At 58.6% G+C, this 20,709-nt stretch carries 18 protein-coding genes; all 18 read right to left on the bottom strand.

Going from position 1 to position 20,709, the window contains the following annotated elements:
* Nucleotides 1–4 precede the first annotated feature (4 nt).
* The 18 genes from ABNT42_RS20255 to ABNT42_RS20170 all read right to left on the bottom strand — a co-directional run bounded on the left by ABNT42_RS20255 (nt 5) and on the right by ABNT42_RS20170 (nt 20,656).
* A complete protein-coding gene (locus ABNT42_RS20255; RefSeq protein ID WP_348700037.1) occupies nt 5–2,032 on the bottom strand; it encodes a secretin N-terminal domain-containing protein in 2,028 nt (675 codons plus the stop codon).
* A complete protein-coding gene (locus ABNT42_RS20250; RefSeq protein ID WP_348700036.1) occupies nt 2,032–2,676 on the bottom strand; it encodes a hypothetical protein in 645 nt (214 codons plus the stop codon). The genes ABNT42_RS20255 and ABNT42_RS20250 overlap by 1 nt, the downstream gene beginning before the upstream one ends.
* Nucleotides 2,673–3,263 (bottom strand): hypothetical protein, encoded by a 591-nt coding sequence (locus ABNT42_RS20245; RefSeq protein ID WP_348700035.1) that lies wholly within the window; start codon nt 3,261–3,263, stop codon nt 2,673–2,675. Before ABNT42_RS20245 ends, ABNT42_RS20250 begins: the two co-directional genes overlap by 4 nt.
* Nucleotides 3,248–3,799, bottom strand: coding sequence for a hypothetical protein (locus tag ABNT42_RS20240; protein ID WP_348700033.1), 552 nt, complete (start codon nt 3,797–3,799; stop codon nt 3,248–3,250). The genes ABNT42_RS20245 and ABNT42_RS20240 overlap by 16 nt, the downstream gene beginning before the upstream one ends.
* On the bottom strand, nt 3,796–4,638 hold the full coding sequence (locus ABNT42_RS20235) for a hypothetical protein (RefSeq protein WP_348700031.1): 843 nt from the start codon (nt 4,636–4,638) through the stop codon (nt 3,796–3,798). Before ABNT42_RS20235 ends, ABNT42_RS20240 begins: the two co-directional genes overlap by 4 nt.
* A complete protein-coding gene (locus ABNT42_RS20230; RefSeq protein WP_348700138.1) occupies nt 4,631–6,295 on the bottom strand; it encodes a GspE/PulE family protein in 1,665 nt (554 codons plus the stop codon). The genes ABNT42_RS20235 and ABNT42_RS20230 overlap by 8 nt, the downstream gene beginning before the upstream one ends.
* A gap of 65 nt (nt 6,296–6,360) precedes the next feature.
* Nucleotides 6,361–7,542 carry a type II secretion system F family protein gene (locus ABNT42_RS20225; protein ID WP_348700029.1) on the bottom strand — a complete coding sequence of 394 codons (1,182 nt, stop codon included), beginning with the start codon at nt 7,540–7,542 and terminating at the stop codon, nt 6,361–6,363.
* Nucleotides 7,543–7,576: 34 nt separating this feature from the next.
* A complete protein-coding gene (gene gspG, locus ABNT42_RS20220) occupies nt 7,577–8,020 on the bottom strand; it encodes a type II secretion system major pseudopilin GspG (RefSeq protein ID WP_348700027.1) in 444 nt (147 codons plus the stop codon).
* Nucleotides 8,021–8,139: 119 nt separating this feature from the next.
* Nucleotides 8,140–8,934 carry a LuxR C-terminal-related transcriptional regulator gene (locus ABNT42_RS20215; protein WP_348700025.1) on the bottom strand — a complete coding sequence of 265 codons (795 nt, stop codon included), beginning with the start codon at nt 8,932–8,934 and terminating at the stop codon, nt 8,140–8,142.
* Nucleotides 8,931–9,647: a response regulator gene (locus ABNT42_RS20210; protein WP_348700023.1), complete on the bottom strand. Its 717-nt coding sequence runs from the start codon at nt 9,645–9,647 to the stop codon at nt 8,931–8,933. Before ABNT42_RS20210 ends, ABNT42_RS20215 begins: the two co-directional genes overlap by 4 nt.
* Nucleotides 9,648–9,851: 204 nt before the next feature.
* Nucleotides 9,852–10,478, bottom strand: a complete 627-nt coding sequence (locus ABNT42_RS20205) for an NF038129 family PEP-CTERM protein (RefSeq protein WP_348700021.1) — start codon at nt 10,476–10,478, stop codon at nt 9,852–9,854.
* Nucleotides 10,479–10,489: 11 nt separating this feature from the next.
* Nucleotides 10,490–13,546, bottom strand: coding sequence for an ExeM/NucH family extracellular endonuclease (locus ABNT42_RS20200; RefSeq protein ID WP_348700019.1), 3,057 nt, complete (start codon nt 13,544–13,546; stop codon nt 10,490–10,492).
* Nucleotides 13,547–13,700: 154 nt separating this feature from the next.
* The gene (locus ABNT42_RS20195) at nt 13,701–14,621 is read right to left on the bottom strand and encodes a TIGR03790 family protein (RefSeq protein ID WP_348700017.1); all 921 of its coding nucleotides are present in this window, start codon (nt 14,619–14,621) and stop codon (nt 13,701–13,703) included.
* 163 nt (nt 14,622–14,784) lie between these two features.
* Complete coding sequence (locus ABNT42_RS20190; RefSeq protein ID WP_348700013.1) at nt 14,785–16,200, bottom strand: mannose-1-phosphate guanylyltransferase/mannose-6-phosphate isomerase; 1,416 nt, start codon at nt 16,198–16,200, stop codon at nt 14,785–14,787.
* Nucleotides 16,197–17,357: an NDP-sugar synthase gene (locus ABNT42_RS20185; RefSeq protein ID WP_348700010.1), complete on the bottom strand. Its 1,161-nt coding sequence runs from the start codon at nt 17,355–17,357 to the stop codon at nt 16,197–16,199. Before ABNT42_RS20185 ends, ABNT42_RS20190 begins: the two co-directional genes overlap by 4 nt.
* Before the next feature lie 9 nt (nt 17,358–17,366).
* The gene (galE, locus tag ABNT42_RS20180; RefSeq protein WP_348700009.1) at nt 17,367–18,368 is read right to left on the bottom strand and encodes a UDP-glucose 4-epimerase GalE; all 1,002 of its coding nucleotides are present in this window, start codon (nt 18,366–18,368) and stop codon (nt 17,367–17,369) included.
* A gap of 54 nt (nt 18,369–18,422) precedes the next feature.
* Nucleotides 18,423–18,908, bottom strand: coding sequence for a glycosyltransferase (locus tag ABNT42_RS20175; RefSeq protein WP_348700007.1), 486 nt, complete (start codon nt 18,906–18,908; stop codon nt 18,423–18,425).
* Between the two features lie 467 nt (nt 18,909–19,375).
* Complete coding sequence (locus ABNT42_RS20170) at nt 19,376–20,656, bottom strand: nucleotide sugar dehydrogenase (protein WP_348700005.1); 1,281 nt, start codon at nt 20,654–20,656, stop codon at nt 19,376–19,378.
* Nucleotides 20,657–20,709 lie beyond the last annotated feature (53 nt).

Below are 20,709 nucleotides of genomic sequence, written 5' to 3'. Positions count from 1 at the left end.
TGACTCAGGGCCGCGGTTGCAGCGGCGAAGGGGCAACGATTTCATCCTGTCCAGCGGGCGTGGGCACCGTCGCAGCTGGAGCAAATGGCGCGGCCACTGCTGGCAGGCTGACCGCTCCAGCCTGTGGTAGCGTGGCTGCATCGGCTGCTGCCGCCGTCGCTGGCGCAGGCACGGCAGCAGGCAGAGGTGCAGGTGCAGGTGCAGGTGCAGGCGCCGGCAATGGCTGCGGCACGGGTGCTGCCGGCATCACAGGTGGCCGCGCGCTGAAATCCGGACGACGACGGAAACTAGCTTCTGTCCCTGCCGAGAACTCGGACATGGAAGCTTCCGGACGCTGCAGATTGCGTATCAGGTGGGGCGTAATCGACAACACGATTTCCGTCTTCTGATTATCGTCGCGCTTGTTACCAAACAGACGCCCCAGCACAGGCAGATCACCGAAGCCCGGCACATGGTTACCTGAGCCGCGTTCCTCGCTATTGATCAGGCCTGCCAGCACCTGATTCTCGCCATCCTTCAGCTGCAGCATGGTGGTAGCCTGTCGGGTGCCGATCTGATAGGCCGTGCCGCCGTTCTTGGTGGTGATGGTGCCAGTCAAATTGCTGACTTCCAGCGCCACGCGGATCGCCACTTCGTTGTTCAGGTAGACGATAGGCTCCACATTCAGCTTCAAGCCCACTTCCACCAGACTGATAGAATCGCTGGCAAAGCCCCCCACCCCAGACGAGACCGTCGTGGTAATAACCGGCAGCTTGTCACCGATGACGATGCTAGCCTTTTCCTTGTTACGCACGCGAATGCGCGGGTTGGCCAGCAGATTGGTATTGTTATCCTTGGTGTTGGCATTCAGGCTGCCCGAGACGCCGCTCACGCCGATACTGCGCTGATTCAGATTATTCAAGTCGCGGATGGTGAGCCCCGCGCCACTCGTCGTCGACAAAGGCGTCAACCCTACTGATGTAGGCCAGGCCACGCCCAGATCCATGGTACTGCCGCGATTCACTTCCAGAATTTCCACTTCCAGCATCACTTCCGGTTCGGGCGTATCCTGCAAGGCCACCAGCCGTTCGGCGAGACGGATCGCTTCCGGCGTATCGCGCACGATCAGCAGATTAAGCTTTTCATCTACCACCACGTCACGGGTCTTGAGAATGGTCTTGAGCGTATTGGCCACCTGCTTGGCTTCGGCATTCGCCATGAAGAAGGTCTTGACCGACATCTCCTGATATTCCTTCAGCTTGGCTGCCACATTGGGGAAGATCAGGATAGTGTTGGCATCCATCACCTGCTGCTCCAGCTGGTTGGTCAGCAGCATGAAATAGATGGCCGATTCCACCGTACTATTCTTCAGCAGGATGGTGGTGCGCTGATCCAGCTTCACATCCTTATCGAATACAAAGTTCAATCCGGAGCGACGCGAGATCACATCGAACACCTGCTTGAGCGGCGCATCACGGAACTCGATGGTAATCGCCTGCTTGTATGCTTTAGCCAGCCCCGCTTCGCTGCTGGCTGGCGCTTGCCGCTCGCTCAATTCGCGCAGCAGCTGTCGCGCTTTCTCGTTGGCTGGCTGCTCGGTGAGGATGGCATTGAGCTTCTGCTTGGCCAGTTCCAGCTCGTTGCGGCCCAGATGCTGGCTGGCGGCGTCAAACAGTTTGGCCAGCCGCTCGTCCCGCTCCAGCAGGCGCAGTCCCGCGCGGGCACGCTCGTTTTGCGGGTCTAGCCCCTGCACCCGCAGCAAGTTCTGCTCGGCCAGTTGCGGCTTGCCGTCGGCGCGCAGGCGCTCGGCCTGATCCAGCAGGCGCTGGGTAGCCCGCTCGCGCTCGCGCAGATAGGCCGCCCGATATTGAGCATTGCTAGGATCGGCCAGCGTGGCTTGCTGATACTTGAGCAAGCCCGCCTCGATCTTGTCTTCGGCTATCAGTGCACGGCCATCGCGATACGCCATCTGACCGGCGCAACCGCTCAATGCAGCCGCCAGCATGGCAGGCAGGGCAGCACGGCGGCCCAGATTTTTCAAGTGACTAGCCATCAGTCGAGCGCTCCAATATTCATCTGTTGTACCTGATTCAAAGGCAGGTAGGTCATCGACATCGTCGGCGGCGTGATCTTCTCCACGCGATAACTGCCGTCGATAGTGCTTTGCGGACGGGCCACATAGGTCTTGTCGCCACGGGCCAGATAGACTTCCCACACCCCATCTGCCAGAGCCTTGCCTATCACGGTAAACGGCACGGGCGGCGCCATAGGTGGCGGTGGCGGCGCATTCGATACGGGCGGCGGCGGTGGCGGCGGCGGATTCCAGTTCTGCCCGTGGAAGACGCCCTCACCCGCCGCGAAAGTGGCTTCGCCAGCTTCGCCCACCAGCGCGGCGCGCGGGATCAGGCGCAGAATCGCCGCCCCGGGCTGCGCCTTGCTGGCACGTGCAACGCCTGCGGCACTGCCAGCGGTACTGCCAGCCACGGGCACCGCCGCCTCGGGCACCGCTGCGGTGGATTGTGGCGCAGCAGCTTGCGACACACTGCCCGCCGGCGCCGAACTGGCGCCCGCAGCGGATAATGCACGGGGACGCTGCACCGCTTCCGCGATCCCGCCATCGGGGCTGGAATCACCGAACACCAGCAGCGCAGCCGCGCCTACCAGCGCCAGCGCCATCAGAATCTGATACGGCTTCATGCGCCACCATCCTTCAGATATAGCGTCAGACGCAGGCGCGCTTCCACTACCGGCTCAGCAATGCTCTCCCGCCGGAATGCCACCTCATCGAGCGCGGCAAATGGCATATCGCGCAGGGCCTGCATGGCAAACTGCCAGATCGCCTGATACCCGCCTTTAACGGGCAAAATAATCTGGTAGGTGGTCACGCCGCTGGCCGCATCGCGCGCCGTCTTGTATTCGCCCTGATTCAGCACCAGCCCGTTTTTTGCCGCCAGATCGAATAGCACTTTCACCTGCTGCTCGGCGTAGCGTTGCGGCCCCAGTACAGCATAGAAATCAGCCAGATTCTGATTGGCAGATGGCGCAGGCGGTGGCGCCACCAGCGCCGCCACGGGCGGCAATGGCTGCGCCAGTTGCTGCTGCACGGCGGTACGCTGCGGTAACAACCACAGCCAGCTCGCCACACCAGCCAGCAACAGCAACGCCGCCAGACATGGCAGCACACCGGCACGTGCCAGCGCTAGCCGGCCCCGCAGCACCAGTGGCGCCAGCTCTAGCTGCTGCAAAGACTGCAGCGGCTTGGGCGACTTCAACGCGCCAGCCATATAGCCTCCACCTGAAACCGCAGAGGACGATTAGCATCCTGCTCGTTAATTTCGTGCCGCATCAAGCTGACGCTGGTGAACAGCTCCTGCTGCTTCAGCGCCGCCACATACGCCACCATGTCGTCACTGGACTTAGCCTCTGCCGTCAACTTGAGCAATTGCTTGCGTGGTTCAGGCTCCAGCGCCAGCAAAGCGATCTGGCGCGGCGTAGCGGCCAGCACGGCATCCTGTAGCTCGCGCCACGGCAGATTCAGCTGCCCGATTGCGCTATTCACAAACTGCGCCTGCGCTGGCGCAATCGCCACCTGTGCCACTTCACGCGGGCGCTGTGCCTGTGCCTGTGCCGCAGCACGCTGGCGTAACTGCTCCAGTTCGGCGGCACGCAGCCGCTGCTGCTGTGTTATTTGCCAGCTAGCGTAAGCAGCCGAGGCACACAGCAGCACACCGGCAGCAGCCAGCAACATGACCAGCGGATGGGTATGGAACAGCGTGCGCCGCACACTGCCTGCCGCAAAATCGATCTTTATCGATTTCATCGTGCGCTCCCGCTACGGGCCAGTTGCGCCAGTGGCGACATGGCCGGCCCACCAGCCTGCTGCGCGTGATCAAGCACTGCGCAGGCAATCTGGCCGGACTGGCTAGCTGGCTTGCTCCACAAGGCGGGCGTTGCACCGCAAACCTGCAGCAACTGCGGCGGCGCCATATCCAGCAGGAGCGCTTCGCGCTGCAGGGTCTGGCCCAGCCAGTGCAGATCCGCCCCCTGCCCCGCCGGCAGCGGCAACACACGGATGGCGCGCATGGCCGAAGCGTCTGGCTCCAGCGCAGCGATGCTCAGAACACCGTCATGGATCTGGCCAAACCACGCGCCCGGCTGCAAAGCACGGCGCCAGCAATTGAGTGCGGCGATAAATTGCGGTTCGATGCTGACGATGTGCAGCCCGCTCTCCTGTGCCAGCAACTGCAGCACGGTGAGCAAGTCACGCGGCAGCGCGGCCGCAAAGAACGGCGCTGTAGCGTTCCAGTCCGCACCGATCTGCCAGCCCGACGGCGCTTCGCCATACAGCGACTGGAAGCGCAAGCCCGCGCTGGCCTGCAGGTCAGCCAGACGGGCTGCCCCGGCAGGCGGTTCTACCCGCCATAACCTGACCAGTTCATCGGCCAGCACGAACCGCACCGGCCAGCCAGCCAGCTGCTGCTCGCCCAGCAGCGCACGCAGCGCCTGTGCAATGGCATCGTAGGGATGCTCGGCCGAAGGCGAACACATATGCTCGGCAAGCACGCTCACACCAGCGTTGCGCCAGCGGTTTTCCTGCAGCAGGCTGACGCCATGCGCGGCTACGCCTATGCGTAAGGATTGTCCCCAGGCTCTACGCATGCAAGGTCACCCGTTTAATTTCCGTCAGCGTGGTGCCGCCACGTTTGACCAGTTCCAGCGCGGCCTGCCGCAGACTGCGCGTGCCGTTCGCATAGGCGGCCTGCTTGATCTGGCGGATCGGCCGTTTGTCCACGATCAGTTCGCGGATTTCGTCATTCAGCGTGAGGATTTCCGCAATCGAGCGACGGCCTTTATAGCCCGTGCCACGGCAATCACCGCAACCCTTGCCTTGCATGAAGCGGTAGTCATAGGCTTCACTACGCGTCAGCCCCACGCTAGCTAGTTCATGATCGTCCGGCGTGTAGGGCGCCGCGCAGTGCGGGCAGTTAATCCGGATCAGGCGCTGCGCCCAGATGCCATTCAGTGCCGACACAAAGGCATAGGGATCGATGCCCATATGGGTAAACCGGCCAAATACATCGAACACATTATTGGCGTGCACGGTAGTCAGCACAAGGTGGCCCGTCAGCGCTGACTGCACGGCGATTTCGGCCGTCTCGCGGTCACGGATTTCGCCCACCATGATCTTGTCCGGATCGTGGCGCAGTATCGAACGCAAGCCCTTGGCAAAGGTCAGGCCTTTTTTCTCGTTGACGGGAATCTGCAATATGCCCGGTAACTGGTACTCCACCGGATCTTCGATGGTAATGATTTTCTCGCGGCCGTTATGGATCTCTGTCAGCGCCGCGTACAGCGTGGTGGTTTTGCCCGAACCGGTAGGCCCCGTCACCAGCAGCATGCCATAGGCTTCCTGTGCCAGCACGCGCAGCGTGGCCAGCGAAGGCGCATCGAAGCCCAACGCTTCCAGCGTCAGCGAACCATAGGCTTCGATCATGGCGCGCTTGTCCAGAATCCGGATGACCGCATCTTCGCCATGGATACTCGGCATGATGGAGACGCGTAAATCAATTTCGCGGCCATTGGCTTCGACACGGAAGCTGCCATCCTGCGGCACACGGCGTTCGGCGATATCCAGTTCGGCCAGCACTTTCAGGCGCGAGATGATCTGCTCGGCCACATCGATACCATTGACGGCGGTGGCGTGATCGAGCACGCCGTCAACGCGGTATTTCACTGCCAGCCCGCCAGCGGTACTTTCGAGGTGAATGTCGGAAGCGCCCGCTTTGAGCGCATCGTACAGCGTGGAATTCACCAGCCGCACGGCAGGGCTGGCCGCCTCCGATACAGAGGCGAACGACAGCACGGCGGCCGTCTTGCCATCGCGCCGCCCTTCACTGCTGCCGGGCAGCAGCGTATCGGTGGCGCGCGCCGATTCCTCCTGCTTGGAGAGATATGCCTGTATGTCGGCCTGCAGCGCCAGCCGCGTGGGCAGCGGCGCCTGCGGCGTGGCACGGGCCTGCGTCGATAACCAGGTCTGCAGATCCAGATCGAACGGATCGGCGATCACGCCCACCACGCTGCCATCGGCCGCGCGCAGCAGCACGCAGTGACGCGCCATCGCCTGCGACAGCGGCAACAGTTCGAAGGCCGGCGTCATGGCCAACATATCCACGGTTTCCAGCACTGTCATGGCGAACGGCTGGGCCAGCGCCTGCACCACCTGACGTGGTTCCAGTCCCGTCTGCGCCTGCAGTTCATCCACCAGCGCACGGCCGGAAGCGCGGCACACATGGCGCGCGCGCGTCACCAGCGCCATATCGATTGCGATTGTGCTTGCGCTTGCGATTGCGGCCGGCTGGCCTGCTGTGGCGAGACCCAGCGTCATGACATATCTCCGGCCAGATCAAAAATCGGCATATACAGCAACACCACAATGGCCCCCACCACCAGACCGATGGCGGCCATCAGCAGGGGTTCGAAAGTTCGGGTAAAGCGGTCTATCCAGCGGCTGATTTCACCGTCGTAAAACGCCGCTGACTGGGTCAGCATAGGCCCCATATCGCCGGTGCGCTCACCGACCCGCAGCATGCGCAGCGAAATCGGCGTAGTCAGGTGATTGGCCTCGAATGCAGTCGATAGCGGCAAGCCCGCTTCGATGGCGCTGCGCGCCGCCTGCAGATGCAGGCGCAGCGCCGGCGAAACCATGCCCTGCACCGTCTCGATCGCATGCACGATGGTGATGCCGCCTTCGCTCAGCATGCCCAGCGTCAGGTACAGGCGCGACAGCTCGTAGATGTGGGCACGCTCCCCCACACCGGGCAGGCGCGCCAGCAAGCGCATCACGCCCCCACTGCGCAGCAGATGGCGCACGCCCAGCACAGCCGCCGCCAGCAGCGCAGCCAGCCCCGCCAGCAGCAGGCTGGTATGCTGGGCCGCGAACTGGCCCCAGTTCAGCATCTGTTGCGACAGCCACGGCAGATTGCGGCCAGCGCCCTGATAGACTTCGGCAAAGCGCGGCACCACATAGGCGATCAGGAACAGGCTGACGCCACCGCCCACCAGCAGCAGAATGCAGGGATAGATGGCGGCAGAGACCAGCTTGCCCCGTACCAGATCTATGCGCTGCTGGTAATCGATGAAGCGCGCCAGCGCGCGCGGCAGATCGGAAGTGCCTTCGGCAGCACGCACGATGCCCACGTACAGCGGGGGAAACAGTTCCGGCTGTTCGGCCAGCACGGCGGAAAAACGCTGACCTTCGCGCAGGCCGCCCAGCAGGCGTTCCAGCACGTTGCGGGTGGCGGGGCTGGCTTCTTTTTCCAGCAGCGCTTCCAGCCCTTCGACGATGCCCAGACCGGCCGTCAGCAAGGCCAGCAACTCCTGACTGAACAGCACCAGCGATAGCCCGCCCCGCTTGCCCCCAGCACGACTGCGCTGCGGCGTAATCGCGCTCACGTACAGACCGCGCGCCTCCACCTGACGGCGCGCATCGGCTTCATCGCGGGCGTCGACCAGCATCTGGCCGATCACCATTTCGGCCGACAGGGTACGGACTTCGAACTGCATGGGGAGACAGCTTTCCGGCTAGACTAGGCTGCGCTTACTGGGAACTGATGTCGGCATCCTCGCCGCTACCACCGGGCTGGCCATCACGACCCAGCGAGGTGATCTCGAATTCGCCTTTGCTGCCGGGGGCTTTGTACTGATAGGCGTGACCCCATGGATCCGGCGGCACACCTTTTTTCAGGTAAGGGCCATTCCATTTGGCGCCAGCCGTGGCGGGAGCCACCAGCAACGCAGCGAGGCCCTCTTCCGTGCTCGGATAGCGCCCCACATCGAGGCGGTAGGTATCGAGCGATTTCTCAAACGCTTCGATCTGGGCTTTGGCGATCGTCACTTCCGACTTGCCTAACTGGGAAAAATACTTCGGGCCCACATAGGCTGCCAGCAAACCGATGATCACGATTACGACCAGCAATTCCAGCAAGGTAAAACCGCCTGCCTTGTGGGCACCAGCTTGACCGTGACTCTTAGCGACTTCCATCCGAACAACTCCTTCAACCGGCGCACTTGCTTGTAAGAGACAAGAGGCTACCACGGGCTTTGTATAGTCGACAATCTTTTATTGCTGTACATACGGCTCTGGCGCAAGATTGCTACGCTTCAGGCAACACGCGCCAGCGGCACCGGTGGCTGCTCGAATAATTGCAGCGCCATGCCGCGTGCAATTGCGTGAGTGCGGTTTGAAACTCCTAGTAGACGATACAGGCGCTGCAGATGGTTTTTCACCGTCAGGCCACTGATGCCCAGTATCAGGCCGATTTCCTCATTGCTCTTGCCTTCACGTACCCAGTACAGGATCTCCCGTTCGCGCCCGCTGACCGGACGGGCCAGCGTACCGGCGCGGGCCTGCCACTGATTCAGGCGCAGCAGGGTCAGATGCAAGGTAGGCAGCAGCAGGCTGAAGAAATAGCCCAGCCGGTTACCGGGACGCTGCGGCAGATTGAACAGCAGGAACACGGTATCCTGCCCGCCCGTGCGGCCATTGCCATGCACCATGAAATTATCCAGCCCCAGATCGCGCAACTCGCCTAAGTAGGCAGCCAGCGGAGCAGTGCCAGCGCCCGCGCTGCCACTCGCATCTAGCCACGCCGGCAACAGTTGCGCCGCGCGGCAGGCGCGCGCCAGCCGGAGCGCCAGACCATCCTGCGGGTCACACACGCGCTGCAGCAACGCGCTATCGAGCACCACCGAATGCAGGGTTTCAATATGCTGCAGCACATCGTCCGGACCGAACTGCAGGCAGACCATTAACTGATGCGGCAGCAAGGCTTGCAGCGGCCCTTGCGACCACAGGAAAAACTGGCGCCGCTCCTGTACGGGCAGCGCCGCCTCGATGGCATGCAGCAGGTATTCCTGCTCCAGCTTGCTAAGTATGACCAGCGCGTCGCGACTCATGCGGAAGCAGCCATCAATGCGCCTGCGCGTTCGACATAGCGGTATCCGCTGCCGCGCACGGTCTCGATGCAATCCTGTCGTCCACTGGGCTGGAGTGCCGTGCGCAAGCGCCCGACATGGGTATCGACCGTACGCTCGGCCACGTAGACAGCGCTGCCCCAGACCTGATCAAGCAACTGGGCGCGGCTATGCACACGTTCCGGATGGTTGATGAAGAAGTTCAGCAGTTTGAGTTCCATGCCGCCGATGGCCAGTTGCTGGCTGCCTGCCGTGACGCGCAGCGTATGCGGATCAAGCCGTATCCCGATGCCATCATGCTGCGGCTGTGGCTGCAGGAGCGACCAGCGGCGCAGAAGCGCATGGACGCGCGCCACCATCTCGCGCGGGCTGAAAGGCTTGGTCATGTAATCGTCGGCACCGCTTTCCAGCGCCATGATCTTGTCCGGTTCGCTGCAGCGGGCGGTGACCATCATGACGGGGAGCGCCCGCGTGCGTGCGCTGGCGCGCAACCGGCGGATCAGCGACAGGCCGGACTGCCCCGGCAGATCCCAGTCCAGCAATAACAGATCCGGCAGGCTATCTTCCAGCATCAGCAGTGCCGTTTCGGCAGCATGCGCTCGGCTCACCGTATGCCCCGCCATGCCAAGATTGAGGGCGATCAGCTCAAGCGTGGCGGGCTGGTTTTCAATGACAAGGATATGGGCGGGTCGCATGGCAAATCCGTGTAAAGAAAACACTATGCAATATGCAACATAGCTTTACTAATATGATTTATTTTCAAAATTTAGATGTTTTCGATATATATCCCGTAACTATCAGTGTTTTAGTCAGTGTGACACCAACAAAAGTCCTCTCCTACAAACAAAAAAACGACAGCACCGCAACGCGGGCTGTCGTTTTTTCGACTCAGACTAGGCTCAGGCTTGCAGCTGACGGCGACGTGCCAGACCCAGCAAGGCCACGCCGGCGCCCAGCATCATCCAGCTGCTAGGCTCGGGCACCGCGGTGATCTGCACCAGACTGGCATCGTAACCATTGACCAGCAGACTGCCACTCTCGCCCGCACTGGCCGGTGGTGCGAAATCCAGACGCAGCACGCTAAAGCCATCAGCCCCGGCCGTGCCGGACAGTAGCTGCTGGTTGGCATCGTAGAGCGAAACGCTAAAGCTCGAGTAGTTGCTACCGATCGCGCCATCGATGGTCAGATCGAAGGAGATTTTGCCGCCAGCATAGTTCACCTGATGGAACAGATCGCTCCAGCCAGCGTTCGTGGTATCGAGCCGGTAGCCGGTGGCCAGACTGCCCGTTACATCGCTCAGTTGGGCACTGGCAGGGTCGATGAAGCCACTGAAGTGGCTCAGATCGGCCCAGGCCGTCGATGCCTGCATCGGTGCAGAACCCAGCTGGATATCGATCCAGCCAGTGCTGCCCAGATTCTGGGTATTCAGTTCGACGTGGAAGGTGCCGGCGGCCGAAGCCAGCGTCGTGCAAGCGCCCAGAGCAATAGCCAGCAGGCTGCGACGCAGTGTAGTGAGATTGAACATATTCCGATTCCTTAGAAAGTACCGCTATAAACTTTAACCGCCGAGTAGCTCACGGTGCCGCCACCAGTTTTGCTGAAGCTGGTAGGCACCACCACGCTGGCACCGGGGGCCAGATTGCTGTTCAGGGTGATGTATGGTGCACCGTTATGGCTGCCGCTAGCATTGACCAGCGTAGCGCCGGCCACCAGACCGCTCAGCTCCACCTGCAGCGGGCCTTGCAGCGCCACAGCCGAGGTATTGGTCAGGGTCAGGCTGCCGCTCCATTTACCGGTGGAACGGTTCAGCACCAGACCGGAAGCCACCGCACGGACGCTGCTGCTGACATCGGTGTAAGGCGCTGCCAGATTCAGGCTGATCACCACCGGATCGTGGTCCGAAGCACGGTAAGGTGCGTCGGTGTATTTATCCTGCGGTTTGCCATCGGTGTTGTAATCGACCACTGGCGGTTCGTCGGCGTTGTTATGCCATTCGGCCGCATCGACCACTTGCGCATTCAATGCCGGGCTAGCCAGTGCATGGTCCAGATAGCCGGACTCGCCGCCGTACACATACGAGTAAGGCAAGGCGCCGCTGCCACGTACGAAGCGCTCCAGCTGATTGACGAAGCCGGAAGCCGTGATGGCGGCGATCGGATCTTCGAAGCCGTAGGCGTTGAAGTCACCAATCAGCAGCACGCGGTTGTCGCCAGCGGCAGCCGTCACTTGCGGCACAAAGGTATTCACCAGGCGCTGTGCCTGTTTAATACGGGTAGCGTTGTAGCAGCTCTGACCATCACCCTGATCGCTATCAGCGCCGGTAATGCTACCGCAGCCTTTGGATTTCAGGTGATTCACCACCACCGAGAACTTGGCGCCATTCGGCGCCAGGAAAGTTTGCGCCATCGGTGGGCGGTTGTTGACGCTATCGGCATCAGACAGCGCGCCACCCACCAGCTTCAGCGCAGCCGGTTTGTAGATCATGGCAACGCGAATAGCGTCGGTACCGGTGCTGGCTGGCTTAGGTACGACAGCATACGTCTTCAGACCGGTGCCGGGGGAAATCGCTTCGTTCAGCGCATCCACCAGTTTGGTGACCGTGTACTCGCCCTTATTCTGGATTTCCATCAGGCCGAACACGTCCGCATTGATGGCTTTCAGCTCGCCGACGATCTTGGCAGTCTGGCGCTTGAATTCATTCAGATTATCGGCGCCGCGGCAGTTACCCTTGTTGGTCGTGCTGCCAATCGTGCAACCCTGGCCGGTATTGCCCAGATCATCGCTACCATCGGTGAACGTGGTGAAGTAGTTGAGCACGTTGGCACTGGCTACCTTGACGTTGCCGGCCACCAGAGCTGGTGCTTCAGCACGTGGATTGTCGGCCGAGAATACGGGAGCCACGGTAGGCTGCAGTTTGAAGCCGGCACCACCACCGCCCTTGGCTCCGAAGTCCACCACACCGGTCAGATTGCTGACGGTAAAGCCCGAACGCAGCGAACCATCGGCGCCCAGATACGGAATCACGCTCGGCGCGACGAAGATGCCATCATCCAGAATGATCTGGTTCTTGGCATTGGCAGCGGCCATGGCCAGCGCCTCCGGCGTGCCCGGACGGTAGCGGTTGGTTGGCAGTTCCAGACGGCCCGACGACAGCGTGGCTTCGCCACGATCGCCCAGGAATTCCAGTTGCGACACAGTCAGCGCATTGGTAAAGCGGACCAGCATGCCTTCCACCTGGCCCAAATCATCGTGCGGCAGCTGGATATTGGTCGGGGTAATCACACGGTCTTTGCCCATCCGTACCAGCGTGGTGATGCTGGTCAGCTCGGTGTACGAGCGGGTTGCATCGGTCGGGGTGTATTCGCTCACCGTGCCGGTCAGGCGTACCAGATCACCCACATTGACGGTGTTGGTATTGGCTGTGGTGGTGTAGACGAAGACGCCATCCGAAGTGGTTGGATCACCATCACCGGTGGCATCCTGAATGAAGAAGCCGCTACCTACTTTGGCAGTGACCACACCTTCGGTGGTCTGCACCGTACCGACATAAGGGCTGGCTTTGGCCGAACTCTGAATCTGTGGGATGGTATGGGTGATGGCAGGTGGTGCCGCGACGGTAACGTTGACGGTACAGCTAGTCTGTTGCGCCTGATCGTTATCGAAACGGATCGTCACAGGATAGGAGTTTGCCGCAACGCCAGAGCTGACGTTCAAGGTAACGCTGGCGTTGGCGCCGATGCCCGAAGCAGCGACGAAATCGTTCAGGCTGATGCCAGCCACGCCAGTCGAGGTGATCACGGCATTGTTGACGATGCCATCAACATCGGTAGCGGTCAGCAGAGCGCTGCCGCCCACACCCACGCTCAGCGCCAGGCTGGCGGGGCAAGTGGTAACGATAGGTGGCGCCGCCGGTACGGAGCAAGCATGCAGAGGCGAGCTGGTATTGCGTGGTACAGGTGCCCCGGTGGTGAAGTCGCTGCTGTTGCTATTGGTGTCCGTGCAGCCGTCAGCAGCACGCAGCGCTGCAGTGCTATTCGTCAATGCCGGCGTGCCACCGCTGCCTTCAAAGAAATTGGCACCGCCAAAACCGACCACATCTACAATGCTGGCATTAGTCGGCGCCCCGCCGGTCAGCAGGATGCCATCATTAACCAGCGCTACTTTGCCGGTACTACCATTCATAGCAAGAGTGCCTATCGCATCTGGAGACGGCAGCGCAACCGAACCGCCAGTGCCAGCACTTTCCTGCACCAGATAATACTGCCCCGGCTGCAGAGTCACATTGGCAGGAATGGCGGTCTTCTGCCAGCTGGTACCCGATGTCGAAGCGTACTGCACGCTCCAGCCACTGATGTTGACTGGTACATCACTGCGATTGAACAGTTCTATGAAATCATTCTTATAAGTGGCGCCGTTATTGCCACCGCCACCGTACACCTGGCTGATCACCACTTTGCCGCCTACATCGGTATTGGCAACGGTAACGGCAAAGGCTGGCGCCGAGAGCGCGCCCAGCAGCGCCGCAGCCATGGCCGTAAGGCGCATAGGCTGTGACTGCGCAGCGACGCGCGACAGATAGGAAGTTTTTTTCATGTGGGATCCCGAGAGAGTGTGTCGAAAATGCAGAGTTAACAAAATGTACTGAAACATGACATTTTGCATATTAATCTGCACGATTGACGCCTTGATGACAGCGCGTTAGTCCATTCGGACTAAACGCCGTCAATCAAGTTCCCTACAGAGGGATTTAGTGGCGATACGGGGCCGCTAAGGGCTCACCGATAAAGACACCCTGTGCCGGCCAGGCAACACTTTTCCAGTAGGCTTCGATGGCGCTGGCACCACGCAAGTACTGGCTCAGCAATACCGTGGAGTTGGGAAATTTCTGCCAGTGATTGCAGGGTTCCGTTACGGTGCCGTAGCTGGCCGTAGCGCCCGCCTCTAGCCAGCGCAGGCTGCTCATCTGGCGCTCGCCCAGCAGATCACCGCCATATGACGTGAGATGATCGGCCAGCGCACCGGGCAAAAATTTGAGCGTATTAAGCTTGGGGACGCTGCTCAGCCCTGTGTGATACAGCATGATGTCGCTCACCTGTTCGATGCTATCGGCCTGCAGGGTCTTGATGGTCAGCTTCTGCTGCGGCAGCACCATGGAACGGGGGAAGAAACGGGCGCGACTACTGCGCGCGGCGTCGCTGGTCTGCAGGAAATAGGCGCTGGCCTGTGGTACTGAAAAACCGCTGGCGACACCGCGGTCTATCAGCGCTTTGGCAGACTCCACATTATCAGTCGGGAGCAACATCGAAAGACGCATTTTCAACTCGGTGTACGGCCGAGTACTAGGCGAATTGTAGTAGGCACTGGGTTTGGCCGGACCGCAGGGTTTGGCACAAAGGCCAGCATCCAGCCCTAGCGTGTAAGCTGCCGTGATGGAATTGCATTCGACTGCATAGGGTGCCGTCCAGAGCATTAATACGGCCTGGATTTCCGGCGCAAGTTTCGCGTCGATCTTCTCTTTAAGCACCTCAAACTCTTCCGCTTCCAGCCTACGGGGGCTATGCGGTATCTGCACGTGTACGATGTTTGCGGCCGGAATACCACGTGCCTTGCGATAGTATTCACCGATCTCGACGCTGTTGGGCTCAGCATCATTGATCACTACCGCCATTTGCGTAGCAATCAGCCCGCGTGGTGACACAAACTGAGCACGTGCAGATGTCAGTAGCAACGTCGTAGCAAGGAACAGAGTAAAGTGGCGCAAGAGATTCAACTTTCAAATAAAAAAACGGAAGCCGTGGCTCCCGTTTTCATTATAGCGATAGCGCAAGAGCTTAGGCACGCTGATAAACATCCTCAAAGCGCACGATATCGTCCTCCCCCAAGTAACTACCGGACTGCACTTCAATCAGATGTAGCGGTAGCTTACCTGGATTTTCTAGGCGGTGCGTCATACCTATAGGGATATAAGTCGATTCGTTTTCCGTCAACAGCGTAACTTTATCGCCACACGTAACACTTGCCGTACCACTCACTACTATCCAATGCTCGGCGCGGTGATGATGCATTTGCAGCGATAACTTACCGCCCGGATTAACTGTAATCCGCTTGACTTGGAAACGCTCACCGATATCGATTCCCTCGTAACAGCCCCACGGGCGATAAACTTTAGTGTGATGCAGGTGCTCAGTACGCTGCTTAGTTTTCAGGTGATCCACCACGTTTTTCACACGCTGCACCTGATCCTTGTGCGCTACCAATACGGCATCGTTTGTCTCGACAACCACCAGATCTTTCACACCGATCACCGCCACAATACGGCTCTCGGCACGCACGAGCGAACCGCTCACAGCGTCCAGATAAACATCACCGCGGGTGGCGTTACCTTGCGCATCCTGCTGCTGCACTTCCCACAGTGCTGACCATGACCCTACATCGCTCCAGCCGATATCGGCCGGGACCACGATCGCGTGCTTGGTATGTTCCATCACGGCGTAGTCGATCGAATCGGACGGGCAGGCCGTGAATGAGGCCTCGTCCAGACGGCAGAAGTCAAGATCGCGGTAATCTTTACTTACGGCGGCAGCCGTAGCATCAAAAATAGCAGGTGCAAATTGCTGCAACTCTGTCAGATAAACATCGGCGCGGAACAGGAACATACCGCTGTTCCAGTAGTAGTTGCCTGCCTCCACGAAGCTCTGCGCCTTAGCGCGGTCAGGCTTTTCGACGAAACTATCAACCGCGTAACAACGCGGCGCCGCTGCTGCAACGCCGCTACGGATATAACCATACCCAGTCTCAGGCCCCGTCGGCACAATACCGAACGTAGCCAATGCGCCCTGTTCCGCCATCGCTGAAGCGAATTGAATGGCGTCATAAAACGCCTCTATATTTTCAATCACATGGTCCGCAGGGAGCACCAACATTACCGCATGCGGGTCGATGACACGCAGATAATGCGCTGCGGCGGCGACCGCAGGGGCCGTATTGCGCCCGACAGGCTCTAGCAAAATACCTAGCGGATCGATACCAATTTCGCGCAACTGTTCAGCCACCAGAAAACGGTGATCGTTGCCACATACCACTAGTGGAGCCTGCATCTGTGGACGCTCATGTAAGCGCAAAGCAGTCTCCTGCAGCATAGTGCGATCAGAAACCAGTGGCAGTAACTGTTTAGGTAGCACCGCGCGCGAAAGCGGCCATAAACGGGTACCGGAACCACCGGAAAGGATCACCGGGTAAATTTTCATGCACTAATTCTCTTCTTGGTTAAAACTGTATCTTGTGCTGTGCGCCTCTTGCTGCGGCGGTCGCGCGCATTGGCCCAGGAATCAGGATCAGTTTCGGATACGTGTTTCATCTCGCCACAGCGGTCGACACTATAATCCTTAAACACGATCATCTCGTTTAAAGAAACATTCGGTAACACCCTAGTATATTCAAACAGAACACTACGCACTAATTCTGCACCGGCACAAATGTGGCTGCCGTGGCCTATCCATGTCGGACCTACGATACGCACGCCAGCTTCGATACGAGTGCCGGAACCGATATAGACAGGACCTTCGATACGCGTGCCCTCCCAGTCGATACTGGTATTGAGCCCCACCCACAGGCCATCATTAATTTGAATCCCGGGCATGTGCAAATTCGCCACCTCGCCCATCAGCACGCTCTGACATGTTTCCCAATAATCTGAAACGCTACCAATGTCAATCCAGTTGTAGTTACGGGTCTGAGCGTAGAACGGCAGGCCTTTTTCAGCCAACAGGGGGAATAATTCGGAACCAATATCAAACACCTGCCCTGAAGGGATCAGGTCAATCACCTCAGGCTCAAAAATATATATACCGGTGCTGACGAAATTCGATTTAGCATCTTGCTGGCTAGGTTTTTCCTGAAACTCGGTAATACGACCGTCGCCATCGGTCACCACTACGCCGTAGCTGGAAACTTTATCCCACGGCACCTCCTTGGTGATCACAGAAGCCAGGGCTCCTTTACGCCGATGCTCGAACAGTGCGGACTTAATATCCAAATCAATTAAGGCATCACCGCACAACACAATAGTAGTGTCATCAAAGAAACCACCAAATTCTTGAATTTTCTTCATCCCACCCGCAGAACCCAGAGGCTGCGGGACTACTTCACCGTCATCAGTTGTGTAGCCCTCGAATGAATAACCAATTTGAACATCGAATTGATGCCCTTCACCAAAATATTCTTCGATTTTCTCGTGCAAATAACTGACATTGACCATGATCTCCGTCACACCATATTTGTGCAGATGCTCGATCAAATAAGCCATCACTGGCTTACCAAGAATTGGAATCATTGGTTTCGGAAGGTCGTAGGTCAAGGGCCGCACCCTTGTACCTTTACCAGCGGCCAGTATCATCGCTTTCATGAGCGCCCTTTAGTCAGTCGGAGTAGTTTGCCAGCGCCACGCGTCAGCACACATTTGTGCTAAATCGCGCTCAGCCTTCCAGCCGAGTTCGCGCTCAGCTAGACTAGCATCAGCATAACAGGCAGCGATATCACCAGGTCGCCGCGGAGCAAATCGATACGGCACTGGACGCCCACTCGCTGCCTCAAAAGCACGCACCATCTCTAGCACACTGTTACCCCGTCCAGTGCCTAGGTTATATGTGTGCAGTCCCGAACCAGCGCCCAACTTGGTCAGTGTCTTCAGATGGCCAAGCGCCAAGTCGACCACATGGATATAATCACGCAAACCGGTACCGTCGGGGGTTGGGTAGTCATTCCCGTACACAGCCAACTGCTCGCGCAAACCATGGGCCACCTGGGCCACATAAGGTAAAAGGTTATTGGGCACGCCATTCGGCTCCTCGCCGATCAAGCCGCTCTCGTGGGCACCCACAGGATTGAAATATCGCAGCAATGCAATATGCCATGACGGATCGGACCGATATAGATCGCGCAGCAGCTCTTCAATCATCAATTTGCTACGACCGTACGGGTTCGTGGCGGACAACGGGAAGTGCTCGAAGATCGGTACTGAGGCGGGATCACCGTACACTGTGGCCGAAGAGCTAAACACTAAAGATTTCACTCCAGCCTCAGCCATTGTCTCAAAAAGTACCAGACTGCCGCAAACATTATGGTCATAGTAGCGTAGTGGCTGCTCGACCGACTCGCCAACTGCCTTTAGACCAGCGAAATGGATTACGCTATCAATCGCGTGGTCACGAAACACACTACGTAGTACGGTACGATCACGCACATCTGCTTGCACAAATGGCAGGGGGCGACCGGAAATTCGCCCAACCCGATCTGCCACACTGGCCCGAGCATTAGACAGGTTATCCAGAGCTAACACCTCATGACCTGCTGCCATTAATTCAACACAGGTATGCGAGCCTATATAACCAAGCCCACCGGTGACCAAAACCTTCATATTGTTCTCCCTTAATGGCGCGGACAATCCCCCCCCGAACTGGCCGGGAACGGCTTAGGCCGCGCCGATAAATTGGCGCAGTGCATCCAGAAGTTGGGGCGTTGCATAAGGCGCGATCGTGGCAGTACCCTGCGCACTTGCCAATGCATCAGCTAGCGCAGTGGGCAGATCGTGCTCATCCATTGCGACATAAATACCCGCGCGCTTGGATAGCCATTTCGCAGTTGCGACCTGGTGGTCATTACGAGTTTCCTGCAAGTCGCCACGGCGGGGCATAAGCACCAGTGGCTTACCCAATTCCATAGCTGTCAGCACCGATCCCATACCCGCATGTGCCACGATCACGTCAGCGCGTGCGACCGCGGCATTGAATTCGGCTGGCGACAACGCCTGTCGCGACTCGACGTGAGTAGGCACCAACGTACTTGGGCCGATCTGCGCCAGAACGTGCGGCACACCAGGTGTCGTGCCAGCCCATCGATCGACCGCCCGTATTAGTCGGTCAAACGCCATTTGGGAACCAACGGTCACAAAAATCACAACACACTCCCATGGTATTCTGGCACCGCTGGCGGCGCGCCATCAGCTAGGTGAGGCCACTGAGTTAACCACAGATCGGCGAACGGCCGCACACGCTCGCCTGACATCGACATATGCTCAACATTAGCGATACTGTCGAGCCACACAGTACGCGCCCCTAGCCACTTACCGACACGCAACGCTACTACGCCAGGTGCGGCACCAGTAGTTATTACCACATCGGGTCGTTCACGCACCACGATCCAGCTAACCTGTGCAACCATCTTCAAAAGATCCCAGCGGCTCCAGCGGGTTGCATCCTGAACTGCGTAAAAACGGCAGCCAGGCACCTGTTCGGCGTAGCTTGGCTGAACCGTAACGAAGGCAACGTCCTGCCCCTCAAATGCGGGCCGCAGTCGCAACAATTGCACCCAATGCCCCCCCCCAGATGCAACCGCCAAGACTTTCTTTTTCACATCAACTCCCACTTACAGGCGCCATACGCGGAGACCAGCGTTAGTCAGTTCTTCAGCATTAAAGGCAGCCTTAACATCAATGAACACACCGCCCTTAACTGCTTTTTTCTGGAAGTCCTCAGCAGGCAACGCTAACAGCTCGCGGTGCGATACGGCAGCAACAATAGCGTCAGCTCGGGGTAACTCATCCCAACCAAACAGGCGCACACCATACTCGTGCATTGCCTCGTCAGCATCGGCATACGGGTCGTGCACGAAAACTTCCACACCATAAGTCTTTAGCTCGTTGATAACGTCACCCACCTTTGAATTGCGCAGGTCGGCACAGTCTTCCTTAAAAGTCAGACCCAACACGTTAACACGCGCCCCCTTGATGTAACTACCAGCGGCGATCATGTTTTTAATAGTCTGCTCTGCAATGAATTTGCCCATGCCATCGTTAATACGACGCCCTGCCAATATGACCTGAGGATGATACCCGAGCGACTCCGCCTTATGAGTCAAGTAGTATGGATCGACACCAATACAGTGCCCGCCCACCAAGCCTGGGGTGAATTTTAAAAAATTCCACTTAGTACCAGCCGCCTTCAATACTTCCGAGGTGTCAATACCAATTTTGTCAAAGATGATGGCCAACTCATTCATCAGCGCAATGTTTAGGTCGCGTTGAGTATTCTCGATAACTTTACAAGCTTCAGCTGCCTTGATGCTGGAGCAGCGATGCACTCCTGGCTCAACGATCGATTCATACAACTTAGCAACAGTTTCTAGCGTCTGCGGTGTATCGCCCGAAACAACTTTAATAACGTTAGTCAACATGTGTTGGCGATCGCCTGGGTTGATCCGTTCAGGCGAATAACCAACATAGAAGTCCTGCTTCCAACGCAGGCCGGATGCACGCTCCAGAACTGGGATACAGACCTCCTCAGTCGCACCGGGGTACACGGTGGATTCGTAGACAACGATGGCACCGCGCTTCATATGAGCACCAACACTATTGCTAGCGCCAATTAGCGGTGTGAAGTCTGGATTATGTGCGTGATCAACGGGAGTTGGCACAGCAACAATGATGATATCGGCTTCCGCCAGTACAGCTGGGTTACTGCTATATTCGGCGAATTTGGCCTCTGCCATCTGGGCATCAGTCAGCTCACGCGATGGGTCCTGGCCACGCAGACATGCATCAACCTTGGCGGTGGCAATGTCGAAGCCGATGGTGCGCGCACGCTTGCCGAACTCCACCACCAGCGGCAGGCCAACATAGCCTAAGCCAATCACTGCGACTACACTCATTTCACTCTCCTAAAAGGGATGAGGTGCGAGATAACTGCGACACCACATCAAAA

The organism is Duganella fentianensis (assembly GCF_964031615.1).
Taxonomy (GTDB): domain Bacteria; phylum Pseudomonadota; class Gammaproteobacteria; order Burkholderiales; family Burkholderiaceae_D; genus Rugamonas; species Rugamonas fentianensis_A.
The sequence above is the reverse complement of the archived record's forward strand: the minus strand, read 5'-3'. Positions and strand labels throughout refer to the sequence as shown.

Coding starts and splice junctions, on each gene's coding strand:
- ABNT42_RS20255 (WP_348700037.1), bottom strand. CDS start 2,032: ATGGCTAGTCACTTGAAAAATCTGGGCCGCCGTGCTGCCCTGCCTGCC.
- ABNT42_RS20250 (WP_348700036.1), bottom strand. CDS start 2,676: ATGAAGCCGTATCAGATTCTGATGGCGCTGGCGCTGGTAGGCGCGGCT.
- ABNT42_RS20245 (WP_348700035.1), bottom strand. CDS start 3,263: ATGGCTGGCGCGTTGAAGTCGCCCAAGCCGCTGCAGTCTTTGCAGCAG.
- ABNT42_RS20240 (WP_348700033.1), bottom strand. CDS start 3,799: ATGAAATCGATAAAGATCGATTTTGCGGCAGGCAGTGTGCGGCGCACG.
- ABNT42_RS20235 (WP_348700031.1), bottom strand. CDS start 4,638: ATGCGTAGAGCCTGGGGACAATCCTTACGCATAGGCGTAGCCGCGCAT.
- ABNT42_RS20230 (WP_348700138.1), bottom strand. CDS start 6,295: ATGGCGCTGGTGACGCGCGCGCGCCATGTGTGCCGCGCTTCCGGCCGT.
- ABNT42_RS20225 (WP_348700029.1), bottom strand. CDS start 7,542: ATGCAGTTCGAAGTCCGTACCCTGTCGGCCGAAATGGTGATCGGCCAG.
- gspG (WP_348700027.1), bottom strand. CDS start 8,020: ATGGAAGTCGCTAAGAGTCACGGTCAAGCTGGTGCCCACAAGGCAGGC.
- ABNT42_RS20215 (WP_348700025.1), bottom strand. CDS start 8,934: ATGAGTCGCGACGCGCTGGTCATACTTAGCAAGCTGGAGCAGGAATAC.
- ABNT42_RS20210 (WP_348700023.1), bottom strand. CDS start 9,647: ATGCGACCCGCCCATATCCTTGTCATTGAAAACCAGCCCGCCACGCTT.
- ABNT42_RS20205 (WP_348700021.1), bottom strand. CDS start 10,478: ATGTTCAATCTCACTACACTGCGTCGCAGCCTGCTGGCTATTGCTCTG.
- ABNT42_RS20200 (WP_348700019.1), bottom strand. CDS start 13,546: ATGAAAAAAACTTCCTATCTGTCGCGCGTCGCTGCGCAGTCACAGCCT.
- ABNT42_RS20195 (WP_348700017.1), bottom strand. CDS start 14,621: ATGGCGGTAGTGATCAATGATGCTGAGCCCAACAGCGTCGAGATCGGT.
- ABNT42_RS20190 (WP_348700013.1), bottom strand. CDS start 16,200: ATGAAAATTTACCCGGTGATCCTTTCCGGTGGTTCCGGTACCCGTTTA.
- ABNT42_RS20185 (WP_348700010.1), bottom strand. CDS start 17,357: ATGAAAGCGATGATACTGGCCGCTGGTAAAGGTACAAGGGTGCGGCCC.
- galE (WP_348700009.1), bottom strand. CDS start 18,368: ATGAAGGTTTTGGTCACCGGTGGGCTTGGTTATATAGGCTCGCATACC.
- ABNT42_RS20170 (WP_348700005.1), bottom strand. CDS start 20,656: ATGAGTGTAGTCGCAGTGATTGGCTTAGGCTATGTTGGCCTGCCGCTG.